16 protein-coding genes are annotated in these 20,625 nt (G+C 64.4%); 9 read left to right on the top strand and 7 right to left on the bottom strand.

Going from position 1 to position 20,625, the window contains the following annotated elements:
* Positions 1-35: 35 nt before the first annotated feature.
* Positions 36-860 carry a DUF4163 domain-containing protein gene (locus SLG_RS16280; protein WP_014077598.1) on the top strand — a complete coding sequence of 275 codons (825 nt, stop codon included), beginning with the start codon at positions 36-38 and terminating at the stop codon, positions 858-860.
* Between the two features lie 51 nt (positions 861-911).
* Here the strand turns inward: SLG_RS16280 and rimO are convergent, their stop codons facing one another.
* The 5 genes from rimO to serS all read right to left on the bottom strand — a co-directional run bounded on the left by rimO (position 912) and on the right by serS (position 6,597).
* The gene (gene rimO / locus SLG_RS16275) at positions 912-2,288 is read right to left on the bottom strand and encodes a 30S ribosomal protein S12 methylthiotransferase RimO (RefSeq protein WP_014077597.1); all 1,377 of its coding nucleotides are present in this window, start codon (positions 2,286-2,288) and stop codon (positions 912-914) included.
* Between the two features lie 107 nt (positions 2,289-2,395).
* On the bottom strand, positions 2,396-3,460 hold the full coding sequence (locus SLG_RS16270; RefSeq protein ID WP_014077596.1) for a potassium channel family protein: 1,065 nt from the start codon (positions 3,458-3,460) through the stop codon (positions 2,396-2,398).
* A gap of 198 nt (positions 3,461-3,658) precedes the next feature.
* Positions 3,659-4,261 (bottom strand): PEPxxWA-CTERM sorting domain-containing protein, encoded by a 603-nt coding sequence (locus SLG_RS16265; RefSeq protein ID WP_014077595.1) that lies wholly within the window; start codon positions 4,259-4,261, stop codon positions 3,659-3,661.
* 294 nt (positions 4,262-4,555) lie between these two features.
* Positions 4,556-5,320: a 5'/3'-nucleotidase SurE gene (surE, locus tag SLG_RS16260; protein ID WP_014077594.1), complete on the bottom strand. Its 765-nt coding sequence runs from the start codon at positions 5,318-5,320 to the stop codon at positions 4,556-4,558.
* Entirely contained in the window at positions 5,320-6,597 is a 1,278-nt protein-coding gene (serS, locus tag SLG_RS16255; protein ID WP_014077593.1) for a serine--tRNA ligase, read from the bottom strand. Before serS ends, surE begins: the two co-directional genes overlap by 1 nt.
* 231 nt (positions 6,598-6,828) lie before the next feature.
* Between serS and SLG_RS22000 the strand changes: the two genes are divergently transcribed.
* The 3 genes from SLG_RS22000 (at position 6,829) to SLG_RS16240 (ending at position 9,104) form a co-directional block, all read left to right on the top strand.
* A complete protein-coding gene (locus SLG_RS22000; protein ID WP_070098735.1) occupies positions 6,829-7,758 on the top strand; it encodes a hypothetical protein in 930 nt (309 codons plus the stop codon).
* Between the two features lie 430 nt (positions 7,759-8,188).
* On the top strand, positions 8,189-8,656 hold the full coding sequence (dksA, locus tag SLG_RS16245; RefSeq protein ID WP_014077591.1) for an RNA polymerase-binding protein DksA: 468 nt from the start codon (positions 8,189-8,191) through the stop codon (positions 8,654-8,656).
* A gap of 52 nt (positions 8,657-8,708) precedes the next feature.
* A complete protein-coding gene (locus tag SLG_RS16240) occupies positions 8,709-9,104 on the top strand; it encodes a PilZ domain-containing protein (protein WP_014077590.1) in 396 nt (131 codons plus the stop codon).
* 614 nt (positions 9,105-9,718) lie between these two features.
* Here SLG_RS16240 and ypfJ read toward each other — a convergent pair.
* Positions 9,719-10,588 carry a KPN_02809 family neutral zinc metallopeptidase gene (gene ypfJ, locus SLG_RS16235; protein WP_014077589.1) on the bottom strand — a complete coding sequence of 290 codons (870 nt, stop codon included), beginning with the start codon at positions 10,586-10,588 and terminating at the stop codon, positions 9,719-9,721.
* Positions 10,589-10,743: 155 nt separating this feature from the next.
* On the opposite strand from ypfJ, the gene SLG_RS16230 reads away from it, so the two are divergent.
* The 5 genes from SLG_RS16230 (at position 10,744) to SLG_RS16210 (ending at position 19,005) form a co-directional block, all read left to right on the top strand.
* Positions 10,744-11,919, top strand: a complete 1,176-nt coding sequence (locus tag SLG_RS16230) for a patatin-like phospholipase family protein (protein ID WP_014077588.1) — start codon at positions 10,744-10,746, stop codon at positions 11,917-11,919.
* Positions 11,916-12,701 (top strand): 3-hydroxybutyrate dehydrogenase, encoded by a 786-nt coding sequence (locus SLG_RS16225; protein ID WP_014077587.1) that lies wholly within the window; start codon positions 11,916-11,918, stop codon positions 12,699-12,701. Before SLG_RS16230 ends, SLG_RS16225 begins: the two co-directional genes overlap by 4 nt.
* 1,345 nt (positions 12,702-14,046) lie before the next feature.
* Entirely contained in the window at positions 14,047-14,340 is a 294-nt protein-coding gene (locus tag SLG_RS21815; RefSeq protein WP_158512734.1) for a hypothetical protein, read from the top strand.
* Between the two features lie 338 nt (positions 14,341-14,678).
* Positions 14,679-16,286, top strand: a complete 1,608-nt coding sequence (locus tag SLG_RS16215; RefSeq protein ID WP_014077586.1) for a hypothetical protein — start codon at positions 14,679-14,681, stop codon at positions 16,284-16,286.
* A gap of 82 nt (positions 16,287-16,368) precedes the next feature.
* Complete coding sequence (locus tag SLG_RS16210; RefSeq protein ID WP_014077585.1) at positions 16,369-19,005, top strand: TonB-dependent receptor domain-containing protein; 2,637 nt, start codon at positions 16,369-16,371, stop codon at positions 19,003-19,005.
* Between the two features lie 199 nt (positions 19,006-19,204).
* On the opposite strand, the gene SLG_RS21075 is transcribed toward SLG_RS16210, so the two are convergent.
* A complete protein-coding gene (locus SLG_RS21075) occupies positions 19,205-20,341 on the bottom strand; it encodes a DDE-type integrase/transposase/recombinase (protein WP_014077584.1) in 1,137 nt (378 codons plus the stop codon).
* Positions 20,342-20,625 lie beyond the last annotated feature (284 nt).

The following is a 20,625-nucleotide window of genomic DNA, read 5'->3' as shown; positions in this document are numbered from 1 at the left end:
TAGGAAAGCAATCGGCCTGAAGGAGAGAGATCGTCATGACTTCGAACATTGGCAAGGCATTGCTCGTCGCGCTCATGCTGTCCGCAAGCGCCTGCAAGAGCGACGGCGCCGGCAACCTGGCCGACAATGCCATGAATGGCGCGGCGCCCGCGAATGCTGCCAACGCCGCGACGCCCGCCCCGGATGGCGAGACGATCGCTTTCGAGAAGGATCAGGTCGAGTTCCGCTACAGCTGGCCCGGCGCGGCGGCCGCCATCGCGCCGCTCGCGGCCTCGCTGCGCGCGGAAGGCGAGAAGCTGCGCAAGGAAACCGAGGAAGCCGGTCGGAAGGAGCAGGCCTCGGCGAAGGAAGGCGGCTATCCCTATCGGGGCTACAGTCTCACGCAGGACTGGCAGCTCGCCGCCGACCTGCCGGCCCTGCTGGTCCTCCAGAGCGAAGGCTACACCTTCACTGGCGGCGCGCACGGCATGCCGTTCGTCAACACGCTCCTATGGGACAAGGCCGGTGGGCGCCGGCTGGCGCTGGATGCGCTGTTCGACAGCGCCGCGCTGGTCAACGCCATCCGTGCGCGCTTCTGCAGCGCGCTCGATGCGGAGCGCGAGAAGCGGCGAGGCGCGCCGGTCGATCCGAATGCATCGGACGGGATTCCGGAATTCTCGCGCTGCGTGGATCCGGCCAAGCAGGTCATCCTGCCGGTTTCGGCGGGCGGGCGGACGCTCGACACCATTCGCGTCGTCATCCTGCCTTATGAAGCCGGGCCTTATGCCGAGGGCATCTATCAGCTGGACCTGCCGGTCGACGATGCCGTGCGCGCGGCGGTCAAGCCGGCGTGGCGCAGCGCGTTCGGCGCGGGCGCATGAGCGCGTCCGGCGGTCGATCGATCCAAGCGTCCGCGAGCGGGGTGAGGGGGCTCAGCGTCCGGTGACGAGAGGCGCGCCGAACAGGTCATGTTCGTCCGCATCCTCGATCACCGCCTCGATGATGTCGCCTGCCGCCAGAGCCGGATCGACGTCGCGCAGGAAGACACTGCCATCGATTTCCGGTGCATCGGCCTGGCTGCGGCCGGTCGCGCCGACGCTGCCGTCCTCGTCCGGGTCTCCCACCTCATCGATGATGACCGGCATGGTCCGGCCGATCTTCGCGGCGAGCTTCGCGGCGGAGATCTCGGCGCATTTGCGCATGATGCGCTGGTAGCGCTCCTCCTTCACATCCTCGGGCACGGGGTCGGGCAGGGCATTGGCCTGCGCGCCTTCCACCGGCTCGAAGCGGAAAGCGCCGACACGGTCGAGCTGCGCTTCGTCCAGCCAGTCGAGAAGATACTGGAAGTCCGCTTCCGTCTCGCCGGGGAAGCCGACGACGAAGCTCGAGCGGATCGCGATGTCCGGGCAGACGCTGCGCCATTTCTGCAGCCGCTCCAGCACTCTGGCCTCGTTGGCGGGGCGCTTCATGGCGCGCAGCACATTGGGCGCGGCATGCTGGAAGGGGATATCGAGATAAGGTGTCAGCAGGCCCTCGGCCATCAGCGGGATGACGGCGTCGACATGCGGATAGGGATAGACATAATGGAGCCGCACCCAGGGCGCCTGCCCGTCCGCCGTGCGCAGGCCGCCGAGCGCGCGGGCGAGATCGGTCATGTGGGTGCGGATGCTCTCGCCTTTCCACAGCCGTTCCTCGTGCCGCACGTCGACGCCATAGGCCGAGGTGTCCTGGCTGATGACCAGCAGTTCCTTCGTGCCGGCCGAGACGAGCTTTTCGGCTTCACGCAGCACCGCGTCGATGCGTCGGCTCGCGAGCTTTCCGCGCAGGTCCGGGATGATGCAGAAGGCGCAGCTGTGGTTGCAGCCCTCGCTGATCTTCAGATAGCTGTAGTGGCGCGGCGTGAGCTTCAGGCCGCCTTCCGGCACCAGGTCGACGAAGGCGTTGGGCACGGGCGGCGCGGCTTCATGCACGGCGCTGACCACGGCTTCATATTGATGGGCGCCGGTCACGGCGAGCACATCGGGGAAGCGGGCGCGGATCAGCTCGGCCTCGTTGCCCATGCAGCCGGTGACGATCACGCGGCCGTTCTCGGCAATGGCCTCGCCGATCGCCTCGAGGCTTTCCTCCTTGGCGCTGTCCAGGAAGCCGCAGGTGTTGACCAGCACGACGTCCGCCCCGGCATAGTCGGGGGACAGCGCATAACCATCGCTCCTGAGCTTGGTCAGGATGCGTTCGCTATCGACCAGCGCCTTAGGGCAGCCGAGCGATACCATGCCCACCTTGGGGGCCTCGGGGATCTTCAATGCCATGATTGCGCGCGCATATAGGGACGTCCGGCCCAAAAGGCGAGTCGGCGCGCGGTTTTCATCGGTGAACGGGATGACAGTGGCCGGCGGACCGACGATATTGCGGGGACTCAGCCCGTCCCGTCTGGCTCCCCGCCCGGTTCTCCGCCCGCGCCCTGGATGATCTCGATGATCATGTCGCCCGCCGCCAGGCTCTGTGCTTCCCGCTCCCAGAAACCGATCGGCCGGCCTCCCCGATAGACCCGGACGCCGATGCCGGGGCGGAGGCTGGAGAGCGGCTTGCCGATTTCCCCGGGCTGGACTGCCCGCTCGTTGAGCTTTACGCGTCCCCCCGTGGCAGCGAGATCGGCGATATAATCGGCGACATGCGGCCCTTCCCAGGAGCCCGCGAGCAGCAGGCCCGCGAAACTCACCGGATTGATGACGGTGGTGGCGCCTGCCTGCCGGGCGAGCTGCTCGTTGTCACTCGCGCGCACCACCACGCTGATGGGCAGATGGGGCGCGAGATGGCGGGCGGTGAGCGTGATGAGGATGGACGTGTCGTCCCGGCCGGCGGAAACGATGAGCGTGCGTGCCTGGCTGACGCGCACATCGTTCAGCGTCTGGTCGCGCGTGGCATCTCCCTTGAGCACATTGCACCCCACCGCTTCCGCCAGGGCAAGAGACTCCTCCTGCCCGTCGATCACGACGATGCACTCGGGCTTCATGCCGCGGGCGATCAGCTCGCGGACGGCCTCGGCCCCGCTGGTGCCATAGCCGGCGACCACGATGTGCCCGGTCAGGGACTTCTGGATACGGGACATGCGCCACCTGTGCCAAACGTTGCGGAAGACGAAGTGATAGGCCGTTCCGAGGAAAATGAGCCAGACGAAGATGCGGATCGGCGTGACGAAGAAGGTCTCGAAAAGCCGCGTCGAATCGGTGACCGGAACGATGTCGCCATAGCCGACCGTCGTGACGGTGACGGTGGTGAAATAAAGGACATCGATGAAACTGATCTGGCCATCGAGATTGTCCTGCAGGCCATCGCGTTCGATCCAGTGGACGATCAGCACGGCCGACACCAGCGCGAAAATCAGCCCGACGCGCCATGCCAGGTCCGCCCACATGGGCAAAGCGGAGCGGCGTCTCAGAAAGGCCGGCACCGGGGCCCGCGGATCGTCGCGACGCAGCATCGAGCGTGCTTCTGCCAGCACGCGGCCCGGCGGGCAAGCCGCGTCGGACGTGCCTGCCGTTTGTCAGTATGTCTGCAGTGGCCCAGGTCGCGAAAAAGCGCCGATGCTGCGGTCGGCGCCGCCACGGGCGGGACCGGAAAAGAGAAAGGGGTCGCCGGCCTGTGCGCCGGCGACCCCCTTTCCCTGTTATCTCAATGCTTAGGCGAAGTTCACCGAAACATTGGCCTTGCGACGACGGAGCATCGCGCCGGCGGCGCCCAGGCCACCGATCATCATCGCCCAGGTGGCGGGCTCGGGGATCGGCGCGACCGGGCCGCCGACTTCGTCATAGTCGATGGTCAGCGTGCCGGAGAGATAGAAGCCGTCCCAGTCATTGGGGAAGTCGTCGAAGGCTTCGAAGAACTCGATGTACAGCAGGCCATCGGCGCCCACCGCGAAATCGAGACCCAGATCGGGCAGATAGCCGCTGCCGGCATAAGCGCCGGTACCGGGGAAGGTGTCCCCGACGGCGGGCGTCAGGATGACGGAGCTCAGCCCGGCCGAGTCACCGAAATAGATGGACATCTCGCTGAGCCAGGACGGCGAGTCGGCATACATCACCAGGTCCCAGGCGATCGACGTGACGAGCGAACCGGCGCCAATGTTGAAGAAGCCGAAGACGTTGTCAGGACTGCCCAGACCATCGACGCTGTCCACATCGGTCACGTCGAGGATGAGGGTTCCGGCACTTGCCGGAGCGGCGACCAGTGCAGCCGCCGTAAGCGCAGTCGCGGCCGCGAGGGCCTTGAGCGTCGTTTTCATTGATATCTCCCACTTGTGTGCGGCCCTCGGTCAGGCAAGCCGCATGGGGTATGATTGCGCAACTGCGGGAGCGTGTCAAATGTGGTTAATCGAAAATTAACCTTCTCCGCGCGTCGGAAAAGGGATGGGAATGTCCCTGAAAAGCTGGCTTCGGGCAGGTCGGCGCGGCCGTTTTTCCATGTCCGGGCGTACCGCAACGGGACAACGGGCCCGTCGGGCGACTCCGTTTTTTTGCATCCGCGAATGATGGCGCACTCCCAAGCGGGCCGAAGGGCCGGACCCGGGAGGGGCTGTTCAGGGCGTGAGGCCTTCGCGCAATGCGGCCAGCGAAGCGTCATGCGTCAGGTCGAAATGCAGCGGCGTGACCGAAATATAGCCTTCCGCCACGGCTGCCAGATCGCTGTCCTCGGGTGCCGAATCGCTGTGATCGAGGCCGAACCAGAAATAGTCATAGCCGCGCGGGTCGGTGCCGCGCACGATGCGGGTGCGGTCGACCTGGTGGAAGCCCTGCCGGGCGACCTTGATTCCCCTGATCGCATCGGCCGGCAGCGCGGGGAAATTGACGTTGACGAGCGTCCTTGCCCGGCCCGGCTGGGCAAGCAGCGCGCGCACGACGCGCTCGCCCCAGGCTTCGGCCGCCTCGAAGGGGATGGCATCGCCCAGCCCCTCGCGCGAATAGACCTGGCTGAGCGCGATCGACCGCACGCCCGAGATGGCGCCTTCCATGGCGGCAGAAACCGTCCCGGAATAAGTGACGTCCTCGCCGAGATTGGCGCCGCGATTGACGCCGGAGAGCACCAGGTCCGGCCTTTGGTCCTTCATCAGATGGCCGATCGCCATCATCACAGCGTCGGTCGGCGTGCCCGAGACGCTGTAATGCTTCTCGCCATGCTTGCGCACGCGCAGCGGCCGGGAGAGCGTGAGGCTGTGCCCGGCGCCGGACTGCTCCTCCATCGGCGCGACGATCCAGATGTCGTCGGAGAGCGTGCGGGCAATGCGCTCGAGCACTTCGAGCCCCGGCGCGTGAACGCCATCGTCATTGGTGAGGAGAATGCGCATCAGGCCGGCCTGAGCATATCGATTCCGCCCATATAGGGCTGCAGAACCGGGGGGATGCTCACGCTGCCATCGGCATTCTGGTAATTTTCGAGCACCGCGACGAGTGTCCGGCCCACGGCAAGGCCCGAGCCATTGAGCGTGTGGACGAAGCGGGTGCCTTTCTCGCCCTCCGGCCGGTAGCGGCTGTTCATCCGCCGGGCCTGGAAATCGGCACAGGTCGAGACCGAGCTGATCTCGCGATAAGTGTTCTGGCTCGGCAGCCAGACTTCCAGGTCAAAGGTCTTCGCGGCGGCAAAGCCCATATCGCCGGTGCACAGCAGCATGCGCCGATAGGGCAGGTCGAGCGCCTGCAGGATGCCCTCGGCGGCGGCGACCATATGCGCATGTTCCTGCGCGGCCTGCTCGGGCGTGCAGATGGCGACCAGCTCGACCTTCTCGAACTGGTGCTGGCGAATGAAGCCGCGCGTATCGCGCCCGGCCGATCCCGCCTCGGACCGGAAGCAGGGCGTGAGCGCCGTGAAGCGCAGCGGCAGCTCGGCCTCCTGCAGGATCTGCTCGCGCACGAGATTGGTGAGGCTCACTTCCGCGGTGGGGATCAGCCAGCGGCCGTCCGTGGTCTGGAACAGGTCCTCGGCGAACTTGGGAAGCTGGCCGGTGCCGAACAGCGCTTCGCTGCGCACCAGCAGCGGCGGATTGACCTCGGTATAGCCATTCGCGCCGCTCTGCCTGTCCAGCATGAACTGGGCGAGGGCGCGATGGAGGCGGGCCATCGGTCCACGCAGGGCCGCGAAGCGCGCGCCGGACATGGCCGCGGCGCCCTCGAAATCCAGCCCCAGCGCAGGGCCGAAATCGGCATGGTCGCGCGGCTCGAAATCGAAGCTGCGCGGCGTGCCCCAGCGATGCTCCTCGCGATTGTCGGTTTCGTCGGCGCCATCGGGCACGTCGGCGGCCGGCAGGTTGGGGATGGCGGCGAGGCGAGTCTGCACCGCTTCGGCCAGCGCCTTTTCCTCGGCTTCCAGCTCCGGCAGGCGGCTCTTGAGCTCGGCGACTTCGGCCTTCAGCGCCTCGGCCGTGGCGGTATCGCCCTTGCCCATCGCCGCGCCGATTGCCTTGCTCGCCTCGTTGCGGCGCGCGAGTCCCTCCTGCAGCGCGGTGGAAACGGCGCGCCAGCGCGCGTCCTCCACGGCGATGAGCGTGCCCAGCGGCTCAAGGCCGCGCCGGGCGAGACCGGCGTCGAAAGCGCCCGGATTCTCGCGAATGATCCTGATGTCGTGCATGGCGGCCCGCCTATGCCCCGCCGGCCGGGCACGATCAAGGGCGGAAGGGTGGCCGTCCGCTGGCGAGGGCGGGCCGGGTCTCTCGCGGCCGGGCCCGGTCAGGCGGCGCGGTCTTCCCCGTCGCTGTCCTGTTCTTCGTCGTTCCGCCGGCGAAGCACCCATTGCCGCCCCGCAAACAGGGCCGCCGCTGCGCCGCCGAAAAGGAGCGCCACGGGCGGCGCAGGCACGTCCGTGCCGCCGCTCGACGACGAGGAAGAGCTGCTCGAAGACGAGGAGGAGCTCGACGAGGAACTGCTCGAGGACGAGGACCCGCTCGATCCCGACGAGCCGCTGGACCCGGACGATCCGCTCGACCCAGACGAGCCGCTGGAGGAACTGGACGACGAGCTGCTGGACGATGAGCTGGAAGACCCGCTCGACGATCCGGAAGACCCGGACGATCCGGACGAGCCCGATGATCCGGACGAGCCCGAGGACCCGGACGATCCCTTGCCGCCCGAAGAGCTGCTTGAGGAGGAGCTGGACGAGGAACTGCTCGAGGAGGACGAACTGCTCGACGAAGACGAGGTCGAGGAGCCGCCGGTCGAGGTGGATGTGGAGACACCGCTAGATGTCGAAACGCCCCCGGTGGATGTGGAAACGCCGCCTGTCGAGGTTGAGACGCCACCGGTTGACGTGCTGACCCCGCCCGAGGTCGAGCTGGACGTCGTGCTGACGCCGCCCGTGGATGTCGAGACGCCGCCCGTCGAGCTGCTGGTGGAGCCGCCGCTCGTCGAGGTGGAGCCGCCGCTGGTCGACGTCGAGCCGCCGGTGGTGGTCGAGGAAATGACGACCGTGCCCCCTCCGCTGCCACCGCCGCCGAAGAAGCCGCCGAAGAAACCGCCGCCAAAGCCCCCGCCGAAGCCGCCGCTGCCGCCCAGGACCACGCCGCCGGAGGTGCCGCCGCCCATGCTCGGCATCTCGCTTGCCAGCGGACGCGCGATGGGGACGGGCGGCGCCTGCGTCTGGACCGTGATGACGGTGGGCGCCGGCCTGGGCTTCGGGGTGCGGACGGCCTTGCGGGCCTTCACCATCTGGCGGGGCGGCGCCTTGACCAGCGGGGAAGCGCCTTTCCGCTTGGTTTGGGTGGTCACCGCCGGTCGCGCCGTTTCAGCGAGCTGAAGCGCGCCGCCACCGACGATCGCTCCACCGCATGCGCAGGCGCACAATTTTGCCAAGGCCATTCTTACAGACATGTTCAGCCACTCTTCCGAACTGTGCTCGCGGTTGACGTTTCCGGCAGCGGGCAATTCAATTGCCTACAACGCAAAATAAAACCTTAACTTCAATCCAATTAACTTCGTTTTGATGCCCGTTAATACTGATTCATCGCCGATATTCGTAAGAGATATGGTTAATGTTCCAATCGGGCACAGAATGATTTCAAGTAATGACTTGGGATGGGGAAGTGAATTATGGCGAACCCGAAATTGCGGGTGTTCAGCGGCGGTTCAAGGGCTCGGAAAGATAGCTTGTTTCGTCCCTGAGGGCGCTTTATAGGCCCGCGCCAGAGCCGCCCGAGACAGGGTACCGGAAGATCGCGGAGTAGTTGATGGCTTCCCTTGCAGGTTCGTCGGAAAAGGACATCTCCGGTGCCGGTGGCTCTGGCATCGATCTGCCGGAAGGCTACCGTCCCTCGGCGGACGAGGAGTTCATGGGGCCGCGGCAGCAGGAATATTTCCGGCGCCGGCTGCTTGAATGGAAGAAGCAGATCCTGGCGGAAGCGGAAGGCACCCTGGCGGTGCTGCAGAGCGAACCGCTGCGCGAACCCGACCTTAACGACCGCGCCTCGAGCGAGACCGACTGGTCCATCGAGCTGCGTACGCGGGACCGGCAGCGCAAGCTCATCTCCAAGATCGATGCCGCCCTGCGCCGGATCGACGAAGGCGAATATGGCTATTGCGAAGTGACGGGAGAGCCGATCTCGCTGGGCCGTCTCGAAGCGCGGCCGATCGCCACCATGACAGTGGAAGCGCAGGAGCGGCACGAGCGGCAGGAAAAAGTCTCTCGCGACGACTGAAACGCGCCGCTTTTAAATCTTTCTATACCATGGCCATGGCAGATCGGGCCCCATGGCAGAATCAGACCCCACGCCGATCCTGCACAGCGATGCACCTGACAAGGCGTCCAAGCGCGGCGCGAAGCGGGACAGTCTGTTCCTGCTGACCACGTTGCTGGACGAAGCAGGGCAGCCGCTCGGCAAGGCGCGCGTCCGCAATCTTTCCGAAACCGGTCTCATGGCCGACTGCGACTCGCATCTGCGGGATGGCGACCGGCTGGTCGTCAGGCTGCGCGGTGTCGGCGATGTTGCAGGGCGCGTGACATGGGTGCGCGGCGACCGCATCGGCATGGCCTTCGACGGATCGATCGATCCCCGGGCCGCCCGCAAGCCAGTCGGTGCCCGTCCGGCCGAGAGCGGGCCGCCCTTTCTTCGCAAGCTGGTGAGCAAGGCGACCCCGAGGCCCTGAAAGGCGGCGTGTCCGGCACGGATGCCGGTTCGCTGAGCATGAACGTCCCTGAAAACGAAAATGCGGAGGAGAGCTGCCATCCAAGCGCTCGATCCTCCGCTTTGTCACGCGACGCGTGCCGGTCTTACCGGCGGCTCCTCTCCGAACAATCTTTTTGAAGCGCGCGAGACGGGTCTTGCTAGTGCAATTCCGCGCAAAAAAAAAGGGCCAGCCTCGAAGAGGCCGGCCCATGAGTCTTAGGAGAGGATGCCTGAAAGGCCTGTTCTAGTTACCACAACCTCAATTTGCTGCAAGTGCGAAAATGATATTTTGCCGTGCAAAATTTCTAACCAACTCATAACATGCTGATTAATATTGATAAAAAGATAGTCCGTGGTCCCGCGATTCGTATACGGAATATCCTTGGCCTTTTCTCTCGCTTCCGCGAAGAGGGGGCGGGTGTGTTCCGGACAGCGCAGTTCCGAAACGAAATTCGGCGGTATGTGGTTGATTTGCGTTGGTCCGGGCGACGGATGACGTAGCGTCAGCCTGTCCTTGCCGGCCCTCGTGATGCGAGGAGGCGCCCGGTGTCGCGTTGTCGGGCGAATCACGCCGGTTGATTCGGCGGAACGGGGTCAGGGCGTGGAGAACGTGTCGCACCGCGCCGGATCGCCCGTCTCCAGGCCGCGCCGCAGCCATTTCATGCGCTGCGCGCTGGAGCCGTGCGTGAAGCTGTCCGGCATCGGGCGCTGGCCGGCCTGACGCTGGAGCGTGTCGTCACCGATCGCCTCGGCGGCACGCATGCCTTCCTCCATGTCGCCCGGCTCCATGAGGCCAGTCCTGCGGCCCCAGACGCCGGCATAGCAATCGGCCTGCAGTTCGACCTTCACTTGCAGGGCATTGGCCTCCGTGGCGTTCAGGCGCCGCTGCGCCTGGTTCACCTCGCCGAGCGTACCTTCCAGATTCTGGATATGATGGCCCACTTCATGCGCGATCACATAGGCCTGCGCGAAATCGCCCGGCGCCCCGAAGCGCTGTTGCAGTTCGCGGAAGAAGTCGGTGTCCAGATAGATCTTCCGGTCGAGCGGGCAGTAGAAGGGCCCCATGGCCGATTGCGCCGCGCCGCAGCCCGACTGGCCGCTCTGCGAATAGAAGGAGAGAACGGCCGGTGTGTAGCGTTGGCCCTGCTCCCGGTAGATTTCGTCCCAGACGCGCTCGGTGGTGCCCAGCACTTTCAGGGAGAAGCTCTGCACCTGGGTGAGGCTGCCGCGCTCCCCGGCCGCGCCGCGCTCGACCTGGGTGCCGGGCCCTGCGGACTCGGTGAGCCCGCCGCCATAATTGAGCAGCGCGACCACGCCCATCGCGATCACGATGCCGCCCAGGCCGAATCGGCTGCCGATGAGCGGGATCAGCATGGAGAGCATGCCGCCGCCGCCAAAGCCGCCACCACCGCCGCCCCGCTGGATCTCGTAATTGCGGCTTTCCTGCTGGTCATCGAGGCGCATCGGCCCGTCCTTCCACTCTGCGTTTCGCGCCAAACCTAGCTGCTTGAAAGGCGGTTGGAAAGCAGCGCCCGGGAATGCCGGACATCCCACATTCAGGTCGACTCGTCCCTTGATATGATGGCGACCTGAGCGAAACTGCGATATTGCACTGCACCATGGATATGCCCAAGAAACCACGTCATTCCGGCCAGGCCCCCGTACCGCTGCCGGAGCAGGTGGCCCTCGTCCTTCAGGGAGGCGGCGCACTCGGCTCGTACCAGGCAGGCGTCGTCGAGCGGCTGGCGGAGCTGGAGATCGGCATCGACTGGGTGGCCGGCATCTCGATCGGCGCGGTGAATGCCGCGATCATCGCAGGCAACGCCCCGGAGCATCGCAGCGAGCGGCTCACCGCGTTCTGGGATCTGGTAAGCGGCGGCCTGCCCAATTTCTGCCTTCCCGACCAGCATGATATCCGCGAGGCCGCGCATCTCGCAGCGGCCGGCGCGGTCGCGCTGTGGGGCATACCGGGCTTCTTCCGGCCCAACATCCTGCCGCCCTGGTGGGCGCCCGCCGGCTCGCCGGAAGCGCTCGGCTTCTACGACACCACCCCGCTGCGCGAGACGCTGGACCGGTTCGTCGACTGGGATCGATTGAATCACGGGCCCATGCGCTTCTCGATCGGGGCCGTGGATATCGAAAGCGGCAATTTCTATTATTTCGACAATGAGGATCCCCGGTGGCGGGGGCGGATCGACGCGCGGCACGTGATGGCCTCGGGCGCCTTGCCGCCGGGCCTGCCGCCGGTGGAGATCGACGGCCGGCATTATTGGGACGGGGGTCTCGTCTCGAACACGCCGCTTTCCCATGTGCTGGAGCATCAGACGGGCGACCTGCTCATCTTTCAGATCGATCTCTTTCCGGCCACCGGCTCTCTGCCTCAGGAAATGACCGACGTATGGTCGCGCCAGAAGGATATCCAATATTCCAGCCGCACCCGGCAAGTGACGGATGCCTATCTGCGCCAGCGCCACGAGCATGAGATGATCCGCGCCTTGCTGGACGTGCTGCCGCCGGACCTCGCCGGGACGCCGCAGGCGCAGGCCCTTGCCGCCGTCGTCGAGGAAGGCGCGGTCAATATCGTCCATCTCATCTACCGTTCCCGCGCCTGGGAGCGCGGCGCGCGGGACTTCGAATTCTCGCGCCGCACGATGATCGACCACTGGACTCAGGGGCGCGAAGCCGTATCCGCCGTGATAGAGCGCGGCAATCAGTTGATCGCGCAGAACATCATCAGCGGAAAGAGCGCGACGTTCGATCTCGAACCGAGTGGCATCAAGGAGAAGCAGGCATGACTCTGAAAGGCAGGACGGCGCTGGTAACGGGATCCACTTCGGGGATCGGGCTTGCCTATGCCAAGGCTTTCGCGGCGCAAGGTGCCAATATCGTCATCAATGGCTTCGGCGATGCCGGCGCGATCGAGCAGGAGCGGCTGGCTCTGGAAGCCGCGAGCGGCGGCAAGGCCATCTATTCCGCGCACGACCTCACCCGCGCGGACGAGATCGAGGCGATGATGGCGCAGGCGGCGGAAACCTTCGGGGGCGTGGACATCCTCGTCAACAATGCAGGCACGCAGCATGTCGCGCCGGTGGAGTCCTTTCCGGTCGACAAGTGGAACCTCATCATCGCGCTCAACCTGACCTCGGCGTTCCACACGACCCGGCTCGCGGTGCCCTACATGAAGGAGAAGAAGTGGGGCCGGATCATCCAGACCGCGTCCGCGCATTCCCTCGTCGCCTCGCCGTTCAAGTCGGCCTATGTCACGGCCAAGCACGGGCTGGCCGGCTTTACCAAGACGATCGCGCTTGAGCTGGCGACTTTCGGCGTCACGGCCAATTGCATCTCGCCGGGCTATGTCTGGACGCCGCTTGTCGAGAACCAGATTCCCGACACCATGAAGGCGCGGAACATGACGCGCGAACAGGTCATCAACGACGTGCTGCTGGCCGGCCAGCCGACCAAGCAGTTCGTGACCGCCGAACAGGTCGCGGAAATCGCGCTGTTCCTGGGCTCGGACGCGGCCAGCAACATCACCGGCGCCAATATCAGCGTGGATGGAGGGTGGACCGCCGGCTGACCGGCTGATCCGCCGGAAACGCCTTGGCCCCTCCCTGTGGGAGGGAGGGGCCCGAGCGGGACTGTGGGAGTCACTCTGAGCACGGTGGGAGGCGCGCTCATTCTCTTCAGCGCCGTGGGAGAAGCGCTGAAATGGGGTATAGCCCGCCTTTGTCGCGGGACTTTGTCGCCGGGCGCAAAACTTGTCGCAAATTGTCGCAGCGTGGCAGGGGCCGGCAAGGGGCGATGGTCGCCGCTCGGGGGCATGGATAAGTTGGTGGACAGTGAGGAGCCAGAAGCGAGCTTTCAGCCTTTTCCGTTCGTCCTCCCGGACTTGATCCGGGATCCCGCTTTCCTCCGGTTTCGAACTGGCTGGACCTGCAAGATCCAAGGCAACGGGATCCCGGATCAAGTCCGGGAGGATGCCATCAATGACGATATGGTGCGCCACCATGGCCTCCACATTGGTCTAGGAAACGTGGTTAAAAGCGCAGAGCCCAATGGCAGAAAATGAGGGGTGAGACCTCAAAAGCAGACTGTTCGGATACGACGGCATTGCGGACATTTCAGACTAAACGTAGCCTAGATGGACCTCGCCTTTTCGGAAGGAACTTTTTGTCTAGACCCTTGTATGGCTTCCCTCGCGGCTCTCGATTGAACTGGCGCGCGATCAGGACGTTGTCGCCCGAATTCTCACCGCCAGTTTATTCTGTGCAGTTTCTGAAACGGCAAGGTCTTTTGCCTTTCATCCGCAGGTATGGGATTTCGATGGTTCCGCATCGACCGGGGCTCGTGTCCTTGGTTCCGCCCGATGAAGTTGGCACAAATAGAAACCGACGGCTGGCGGAGCATATTCTTCGCACCAATAGCCTGCGCTCGCTTAGGCGGCTCGCCAACAAGATTTTGCGTGCCCAGTATCTTCAAGCTCATCAATTATAGGAACGTTTGAGCACGCGCCTTACCTGAGGATTGTGGTGTCCGCTCCCCACAACATTTAAGCCTTCCTCCATACTGGCGGCGCGACCTCAAAGCGGTCTGTGCGGACACGACAACATTGCTGCCATCGCTCAACCACCCGTTCGCCCTGAGCTTGTCGAAGGGCTGTCCTTCTGGCCATGTATAAAAGGAGAAGAACAGGGCTTCGACAAGCTCAGTCCGAACGGAGTAGGTAGGAGAACAACTGCTCAGCACGACCTTCCTGCTGAAAGGACGGGCTCAGGTTTCGACGCGGTTGCGGACGTTTGTCGATGCCGATACAAAGCTACGTTCGTTGTGTCTGCGACACTTAAAATCGGGGGCACGCTGACCTGAATAGCTTTGAACAATCGTTGGCCAGGGTTCTCGACCCAGAGCACTACCTCTGGTCAATGATCGCGGACGATCAGAGCGATAGCACCCGCGAAAGGCTAATTGAGATTCGATTGGATCTTCCAAAACACTCAGTCCCAATAGCCAATGAAGCCATGATTTCGGCAGGTTGGCAAATGGCCTCCAGACCTGATGAGCTTAAAGATGCTCTCGAGAGGGTTTTTTGGAGGAAGAACACGGCTGTTCGTCCAAGCGACATTACTAGTCTTTTGACCGGAGCACTTCGCGTTGCCCATGAGAACCAAGGGACTTTGATCTCCTGGATCAACGTTGACGACCTCGAAGGCAGCTAGTCCCAACGTCAAAGGCAAGTTATCCCAACTTTGCCGTCGTCAAACATCCTTCATCGCGTTCGCGAAGCAGACATTCGCCTGCCTCCGAATTTATCCACGCCTAAGAGCGCCCCTGCTTCGCCCCGGGCGGCATGAATACTGCCTTCGCGGGCCTTTCCATACGCTTTGCAACAAATCTGCAATCAAACCGTCATCGCGGTGAAACGTGAATGGCATCCCGCCGTCATACTCTTCCCGTAGCTGCGCCGCCGAGGGCGCAAGGGGGAAGGTCAGATTCGCTGATCCCGGAAGCCGTCCTGCATTCGACAATCCGGACCAACCCGGCAGCGGAGAAGACGATGAAATCTATCACTCGGACCATGAACATGATGCTGGCTGGCGTGGCACTGCCGCTTCTGGCTGGCTGCGGCGCTCAGGACATCGCTTCCCCCGGGGGCGGAGACATCACGATCAACTATCCGCCGTCGCCGACCCCGACGCCGACCCCCACGCCGACGCCGACACCCACGCCGACCGTCACTCCCGCCAGCGGCTGCCCGACGATCGCCGATCCGCAGGGCCTGACCGACGCCGGCACCATCTCCGGCCCGACCGGAACGTGGCGCGTCTGCAGCCTGCCGAATCAGATCCGCACCAACGTCACCCTGCCCAAGATCGCGGGCCTGCTCTATCAGATGCCGGGACGCGTCGACGTCGGCTGCGACCGCGGTCCGAGCGAATCCGCGGTGCCGGGCACCTGCACGATCAGCTCGGTGACGCTGAACATCGAGCCGGGCGTCATCGTCTATGGCGGCACGGGCGTTTCGTGGCTGGCCGTCAATCGCGGCAACAAGATCAACGCCGTGGGCACCGCTACCAAGCCGATCATCTTCACGAGCCGCGACAATGTGCTCGGACTCAACACCAATGCCTCGTCCGGCCAGTGGGGCGGCGTGGTGCTGCTCGGCCGTGCGCCGACCACCGATTGCCAGGAAAGCGGCGCGACGCCCGGCACGGCGGGATGCTCGCGTCAGACCGAAGGCGCGGCTGCCCAGGCCTTCTTCGGCGGCGCGACGCCCACCGACAACAGCGGCCGGATGAGCTATGTCCAGATCCGCTACTCCGGCTATGTCCTCGGCTCGAACTCCGAGCTGCAGGCCCTGACGCTGGGCGGCGTGGGCTCCGGGACCCAGCTCGACCATCTCCAGCTGCACAACAGCTCGGACGACGGCATGGAAGCCTTTGGCGGCGTGGTGAACATCAAGCACCTGATCGTCGACGGCGCCGAGGACGATGCGATCGACACCGATACCGGCGTGAAGGCAAACCTCCAGTTCGTGCTCGCGGTGCAGCGCTCGGTGGGTGACTCGATCATCGAGGCCGATACGGACAATGCCAATGACGGCGAGACGCCGCGCCAGAACACGAAGATCGCCAACGCGACCTTCCTGGCCCGCTCGACCGCGATCGGCAACTCGTCCGCGATCCTGATCCGCGGCGGCGCGGACTACACGATCGCCAACAGCGTCCTGGTGAGCCCGAACTTCTCCTGCCTGCGGATCAGCCGCGCGCAGACGGCCTCGACCACGGCCGATCCCGCGATCGACGAAGCCGGTGCGCCGGTCTTCCGCTCGTTCCAGATGCAGTGCGGTGGCGCGAGCCCGTTCATCGGCTCGAACAGCGTGACGGCTGCGCAGGTGCAGGCGATCTTCGAGGCCGGGGCGAACAATAGCGCCGCCTATACGCCCTCGCTGGTCAATACGTTCGTGAACGGCGCCACCGAGACGGCCGTGCCGGCCTTCGACGTGACGACGCTCGGCTCGTTCTTCACCGCGACCAACTATATCGGCGCGTTCAAGGACGCGAACGACACCTGGTACGCGGGCTGGACCTGCAATTCCGCGACCGTCTCGTTCGACAATGCCAGCGAGCCGTTCCGCGCCTGCACGTCCCTGCCCATCACCTGAGGCGCAAACATCGAGCATGGGGCGGAGCGGGCATCACGCTCGGCATCCGCCCCGTCTTACTAACGGCATAAGGGGATTATCGATGTTGACGCCGCTCAGGTTCGCGGGTCTGCTGCTTGTGACCACTGCCTTGACCACCTCCGCCGCCTGGGCGCAGGACACGGCCGGCACCGGACAATCCGACACGGCCGGTTCGCCCGACCTGGCCCAGGACGATCAGCCGGACATTTCCATCCCCGGCGGCGGCGAAATCATCGTGACGGGGCGGCGCTCCGGCAATATCGAGCGCAGCGCGCCCGCCGTGGTCTCGGTGCTCTCGGCGGAATCGATCGCGCGTACGGGCGAAGGCGACATTGCCGGCGCGCTCGCCCGCGTGACGGGCCTCAGCGTGGTCGGCAACGGCTATGTCTATGTCCGCGGCCTTGGCGATCGCTACTCGCTTGCCCTGCTCAACGGCTCGCCGCTGCCCAGCCCGGAACCGCTCAAGCGCGTCGTGCCGCTCGACCTGTTCCCCACCAACATCGTCTCCTCCTCGATGGTGCAGAAGAGCTACTCTGCCAATTTCCCCGGCGAGTTCGGCGGCGGCGTCATCAACCTCACCACCAAGGCCGTTCCCGAGGAAAGCTTCCTGAGCGTCTCGGGCGGGCTCGCTTTCAACAGCGAGACGACCGGCCGGCTCGGCTATACTTATTACGGTTCCAAGAGCGACTGGACGGGTTTCGACAACGGCACCCGCAACGCGCCGCCGGCGCTCGCCGCCTTCTTCAAGAGCGGTAACCGGATCGGCGACGTCGCCAGCGATCATGCCGAGATCATCGGTCAGATCGCCAATGCCAACAATGCCGTCCTCCAGCGCAATCATGACATGCCGCCGAGCGGCAGCGTCTCGATGAGCGCGGGCACCAGCGTTGACGTTGGCGGAGCCACGCTCGGCGTGATCGCGACCGCCGGCTGGAGCAGCAAATGGCGCACGCGCGATATCACCCAGCAGAACGCAGCCAGCCAGGATCTTTCCGAGCTCGCCCGCGACGTGCGCCGGGTGGTGACCGACAATCGCGTGGTCGTGAACGGCCTGCTCGGTTTCGGCGCCGAGTTCGGCGATCAGAAGCTGCGCTGGACCAATCTCTATGTGCGCGACACCGTGAAGCAGTCACGCCTGGGCATCGGCAAGAACAACGAGAACCGCCCGGACTGGGATTTTCTCGATCAGGATACCGCCTGGTACGAGCGTCAGCTCATCGACACGCAGGTGGTGGGCGAATTCCGCTTCGGTGACCTCAGCGTGGACCTGCGCGGCAGCTACGCCAATTCGCAGCGCGAGGCGCCGTACGAACTCTCCTACACCTATGTTCGCACCAATGGCGCCGACGATCCGCTCGGCCAGCTCTTCGTGAACAGGCTGGACGGCAACCAGGGCTCGGCGAGCTTTGCCTTCTCGAACCTCAACGAGGACCTGCTCTCGGGCGGCATTGACCTGAGCTACCCGATCCTGCCCACCGTCCGCGCGACCATCGGCTATGCCTATACAAAGACGATCCGCACGTCCGAACGCCGTGAGTTCATCGTGAGAGCGCAGTCGGACATGCCGATCGAGGTCGGGCTGCTGCGCCCCGACTATCTGCTCGGCCAGGCGCCGGCAGAGTATTTCCGCTACCGGCTGCTGGAAAATACGGAGAGCGATCCCGCGTTCCGCGCACGCCTGAAGACGCATGCGGGCTATGCGCAGCTGCAGGCCGGGCTGGCCGACGGGCTCGATCTCAATGCGGGCGTCCGCTACGAGCGCGGCTACCAGTCGGTGCGCCCGGTGCAGGTGTTCACTGTTCCGGTCAACAGCAGCCCCTCCAACGCGCTGAAGAACGACTACTGGCTGCCGACCGCGACGCTGACCTATTCCTTCGGCGACATGCAGGTGCGCGCGAATGCATCCAAGACCATCGCGCGGCCGCAGTTCCGCGAGCTGATCTTCCAGCAATATTATGATCCGGACAGCAACGTCATTTATCAGGGCAATCCGCTGCTGCAGGACAGCGAGCTGTTCAACGCGGAAGTGCGCTACGAATGGTATTTCGCGCGCGAACAGCGCTTCTCGCTGGCCGGCTTCTACAAGAAGATCGATCGCCCGATCGAGGCCTTCGTGTCGCGACTCAGCGGCGCGGTAGACCTGACCGGCTTTGCCAATGCGCCGGAAGCCTCGCTCTACGGTGCCGAGGTGGAGCTGCAGAAATATTTCCCGATCGCGGACACCGATCACCGGCTCGTGACCGTGCTCAACTATACCTATACCCAGTCCGAGCTGAAGGTAGGCGAGGACGAGACGGTGGAGATCTACGGTGTGGGCTCGCAGCCCGCGCGCAACTATTTCCGCGACGGCGCGCCGCTCACCGGCCAGTCCGATCACCTCGTCAATCTCCAGCTCGGCTTCGAGGACACCAGCCGTCTCTCGCAGCAGACGCTGCTCATCAACTATGCGAGCAAGCGCGTGACGCGGCGCGGCTCCACCGGGCTGCCGGACATCGTCGAGAAGCCTGACTTCACGCTGGACTTCGTGGCGCGCCAGGGCATCAGCCTCGGCAAGCTGGCCGGCGAACTGAAAGTGGAGGTGCGCAACATCACCAACACGAAATATCAGGAAGTGCAGGAGAACGAGACCAACCGGATCTACTATAATCTGTACAGGCCGGGGACCAGCTTCGAGGCGTCCTTCAGCGTAAAGTTCTGATCGCGCCTGACCCCTTGGCGCGACGGGGCGGCCCCATTGGTGGCCGCCCCATCTCTTTTCGGCGCGGTCCTTCCGGCGCTATCCGCGGCGTTCGTCCTCCCGGACTCGATCCGGGATCCCGCTGCCTTGAAGATCGGCGGGTCGAGACGGTTTGAGAACCGGAAGAAGCGGGATCCCGGAGCAAGTCCGGGACAAGTGGTTATGGTTGTAACACCGACAAAATCGCAGAAAACTGCGAGTGTCCGCTTTCAGGGCACTCGGCTTGCAGGCCCTGTGGCCTGAATGTCGGTGGGGAGGGGACATTTCCACTTTTCGTCATTCCCGCGCACGCGGGAATCCAGTTACACCCCGGCGCTCGTACGCGAGGTCTCAGCTGGATTCCCGCGTGCGTGTTGTGTTTCGTGAGGATGGCAAGTTGTTGCGCTGGGGCGTGGTATGCGAGGCATCGCAGTCTTGTTCGGTTATAGTTATTGACGAACTGTCGGATGAAGCTGTTGCGCTCCTGATGTGAAGAGAAGTGGTTTCGGCCTGCATTTTGGTTGTTTGCGGGGTGAGCGGCGATGGCCTGGCTGATACGTCTGTTGAAACGCTCGACCATGCCGTTGGTTTGGGGATGATAGGGCCGTGTGAGCTTGTGCTTGATGCCATGGGCGGCGCAAACCTGATCGAAGGCATGGCGGCCTGTTCCGGTGTTGCGTTTGCCCCAGTAGGCGCCACCGAAGCGATCGGTGAACTCGCTGCCATTATCTGTCAGCACGGTGTGGACGGGATGGCTGAAGGCTTTGAGGAAGCGCTCGAAGGCGGCAGCGAGGGTTGCGGCGCTGCGATCATCGAGGATGTCGACATGGACGAAGCGGGTTGCCCGCTCGATGACGACAAGCACATAGGCTGGTTTGCCGAGCAGGCGGGGCAGATGCTTGAGATCGGCATGGACATAGCCGAAGGGTGCAGGATCGAAGGGCAGGCTTGCGCCAGCGCCTTGATCGCTGGTGCGCGGGGCAGCGATGCCATGCCGACGCCACAGGCGGTAGAGAGCGGCGCGGGAGATATCGGCGCGCAGACAGCGGCGCATCACCTCGAGTGCATCGTCGAGCGAGAGGGCAAGGCGGGAGCGCAGTTCGACTGCGATATCCTCTTCCTCGGTTGAGAAGCGGGTCATCAGGCGGTGGGGTGTTGATGGCCGGTCCATCGTATCACGCCGCCCTTTCCAGCGGCGGATGCAACTCTGGTTGACGCCCAGTTCACGCGCCAGGTCCGCAACGCTCTTGTCGCTGGCCTGGATATAAGCCCGCTGGCGCGGGGTCGTGGTCGCATTCCGGTGAAGCTTGATCAGCATAGTCCGCGACTCCTCAGCCACGTCATGCCTCTCTCTACCCCAGAGGCTTCATGCCAACCATCCGAAACACTACACATGCGCGGGAATGACGATGTGGGACGAGGTGACGTCTCCATTGGCGTCGTGTCCCGACAGGCAGCTTCATGGAAGTCTCCTGCAAAAAGCGGCCATTCGAATTTGTCCACACGCTCTAAATCATGGCCCGGCGCGAAACGCATCGTCGTAACACCCGCCCTGAGCCCAAGGCCTGCCGAGTCTATCTGAGTCTGTTTCCTGAGCTCTGC

The sequence above is a fragment of the Sphingobium sp. SYK-6 genome, from assembly GCF_000283515.1.
GTDB lineage: Bacteria > Pseudomonadota > Alphaproteobacteria > Sphingomonadales > Sphingomonadaceae > Sphingobium > Sphingobium lignivorans.
Note: the sequence above shows the minus strand (reverse complement) of the source record. Positions and strands in the feature narration are given on the sequence as shown.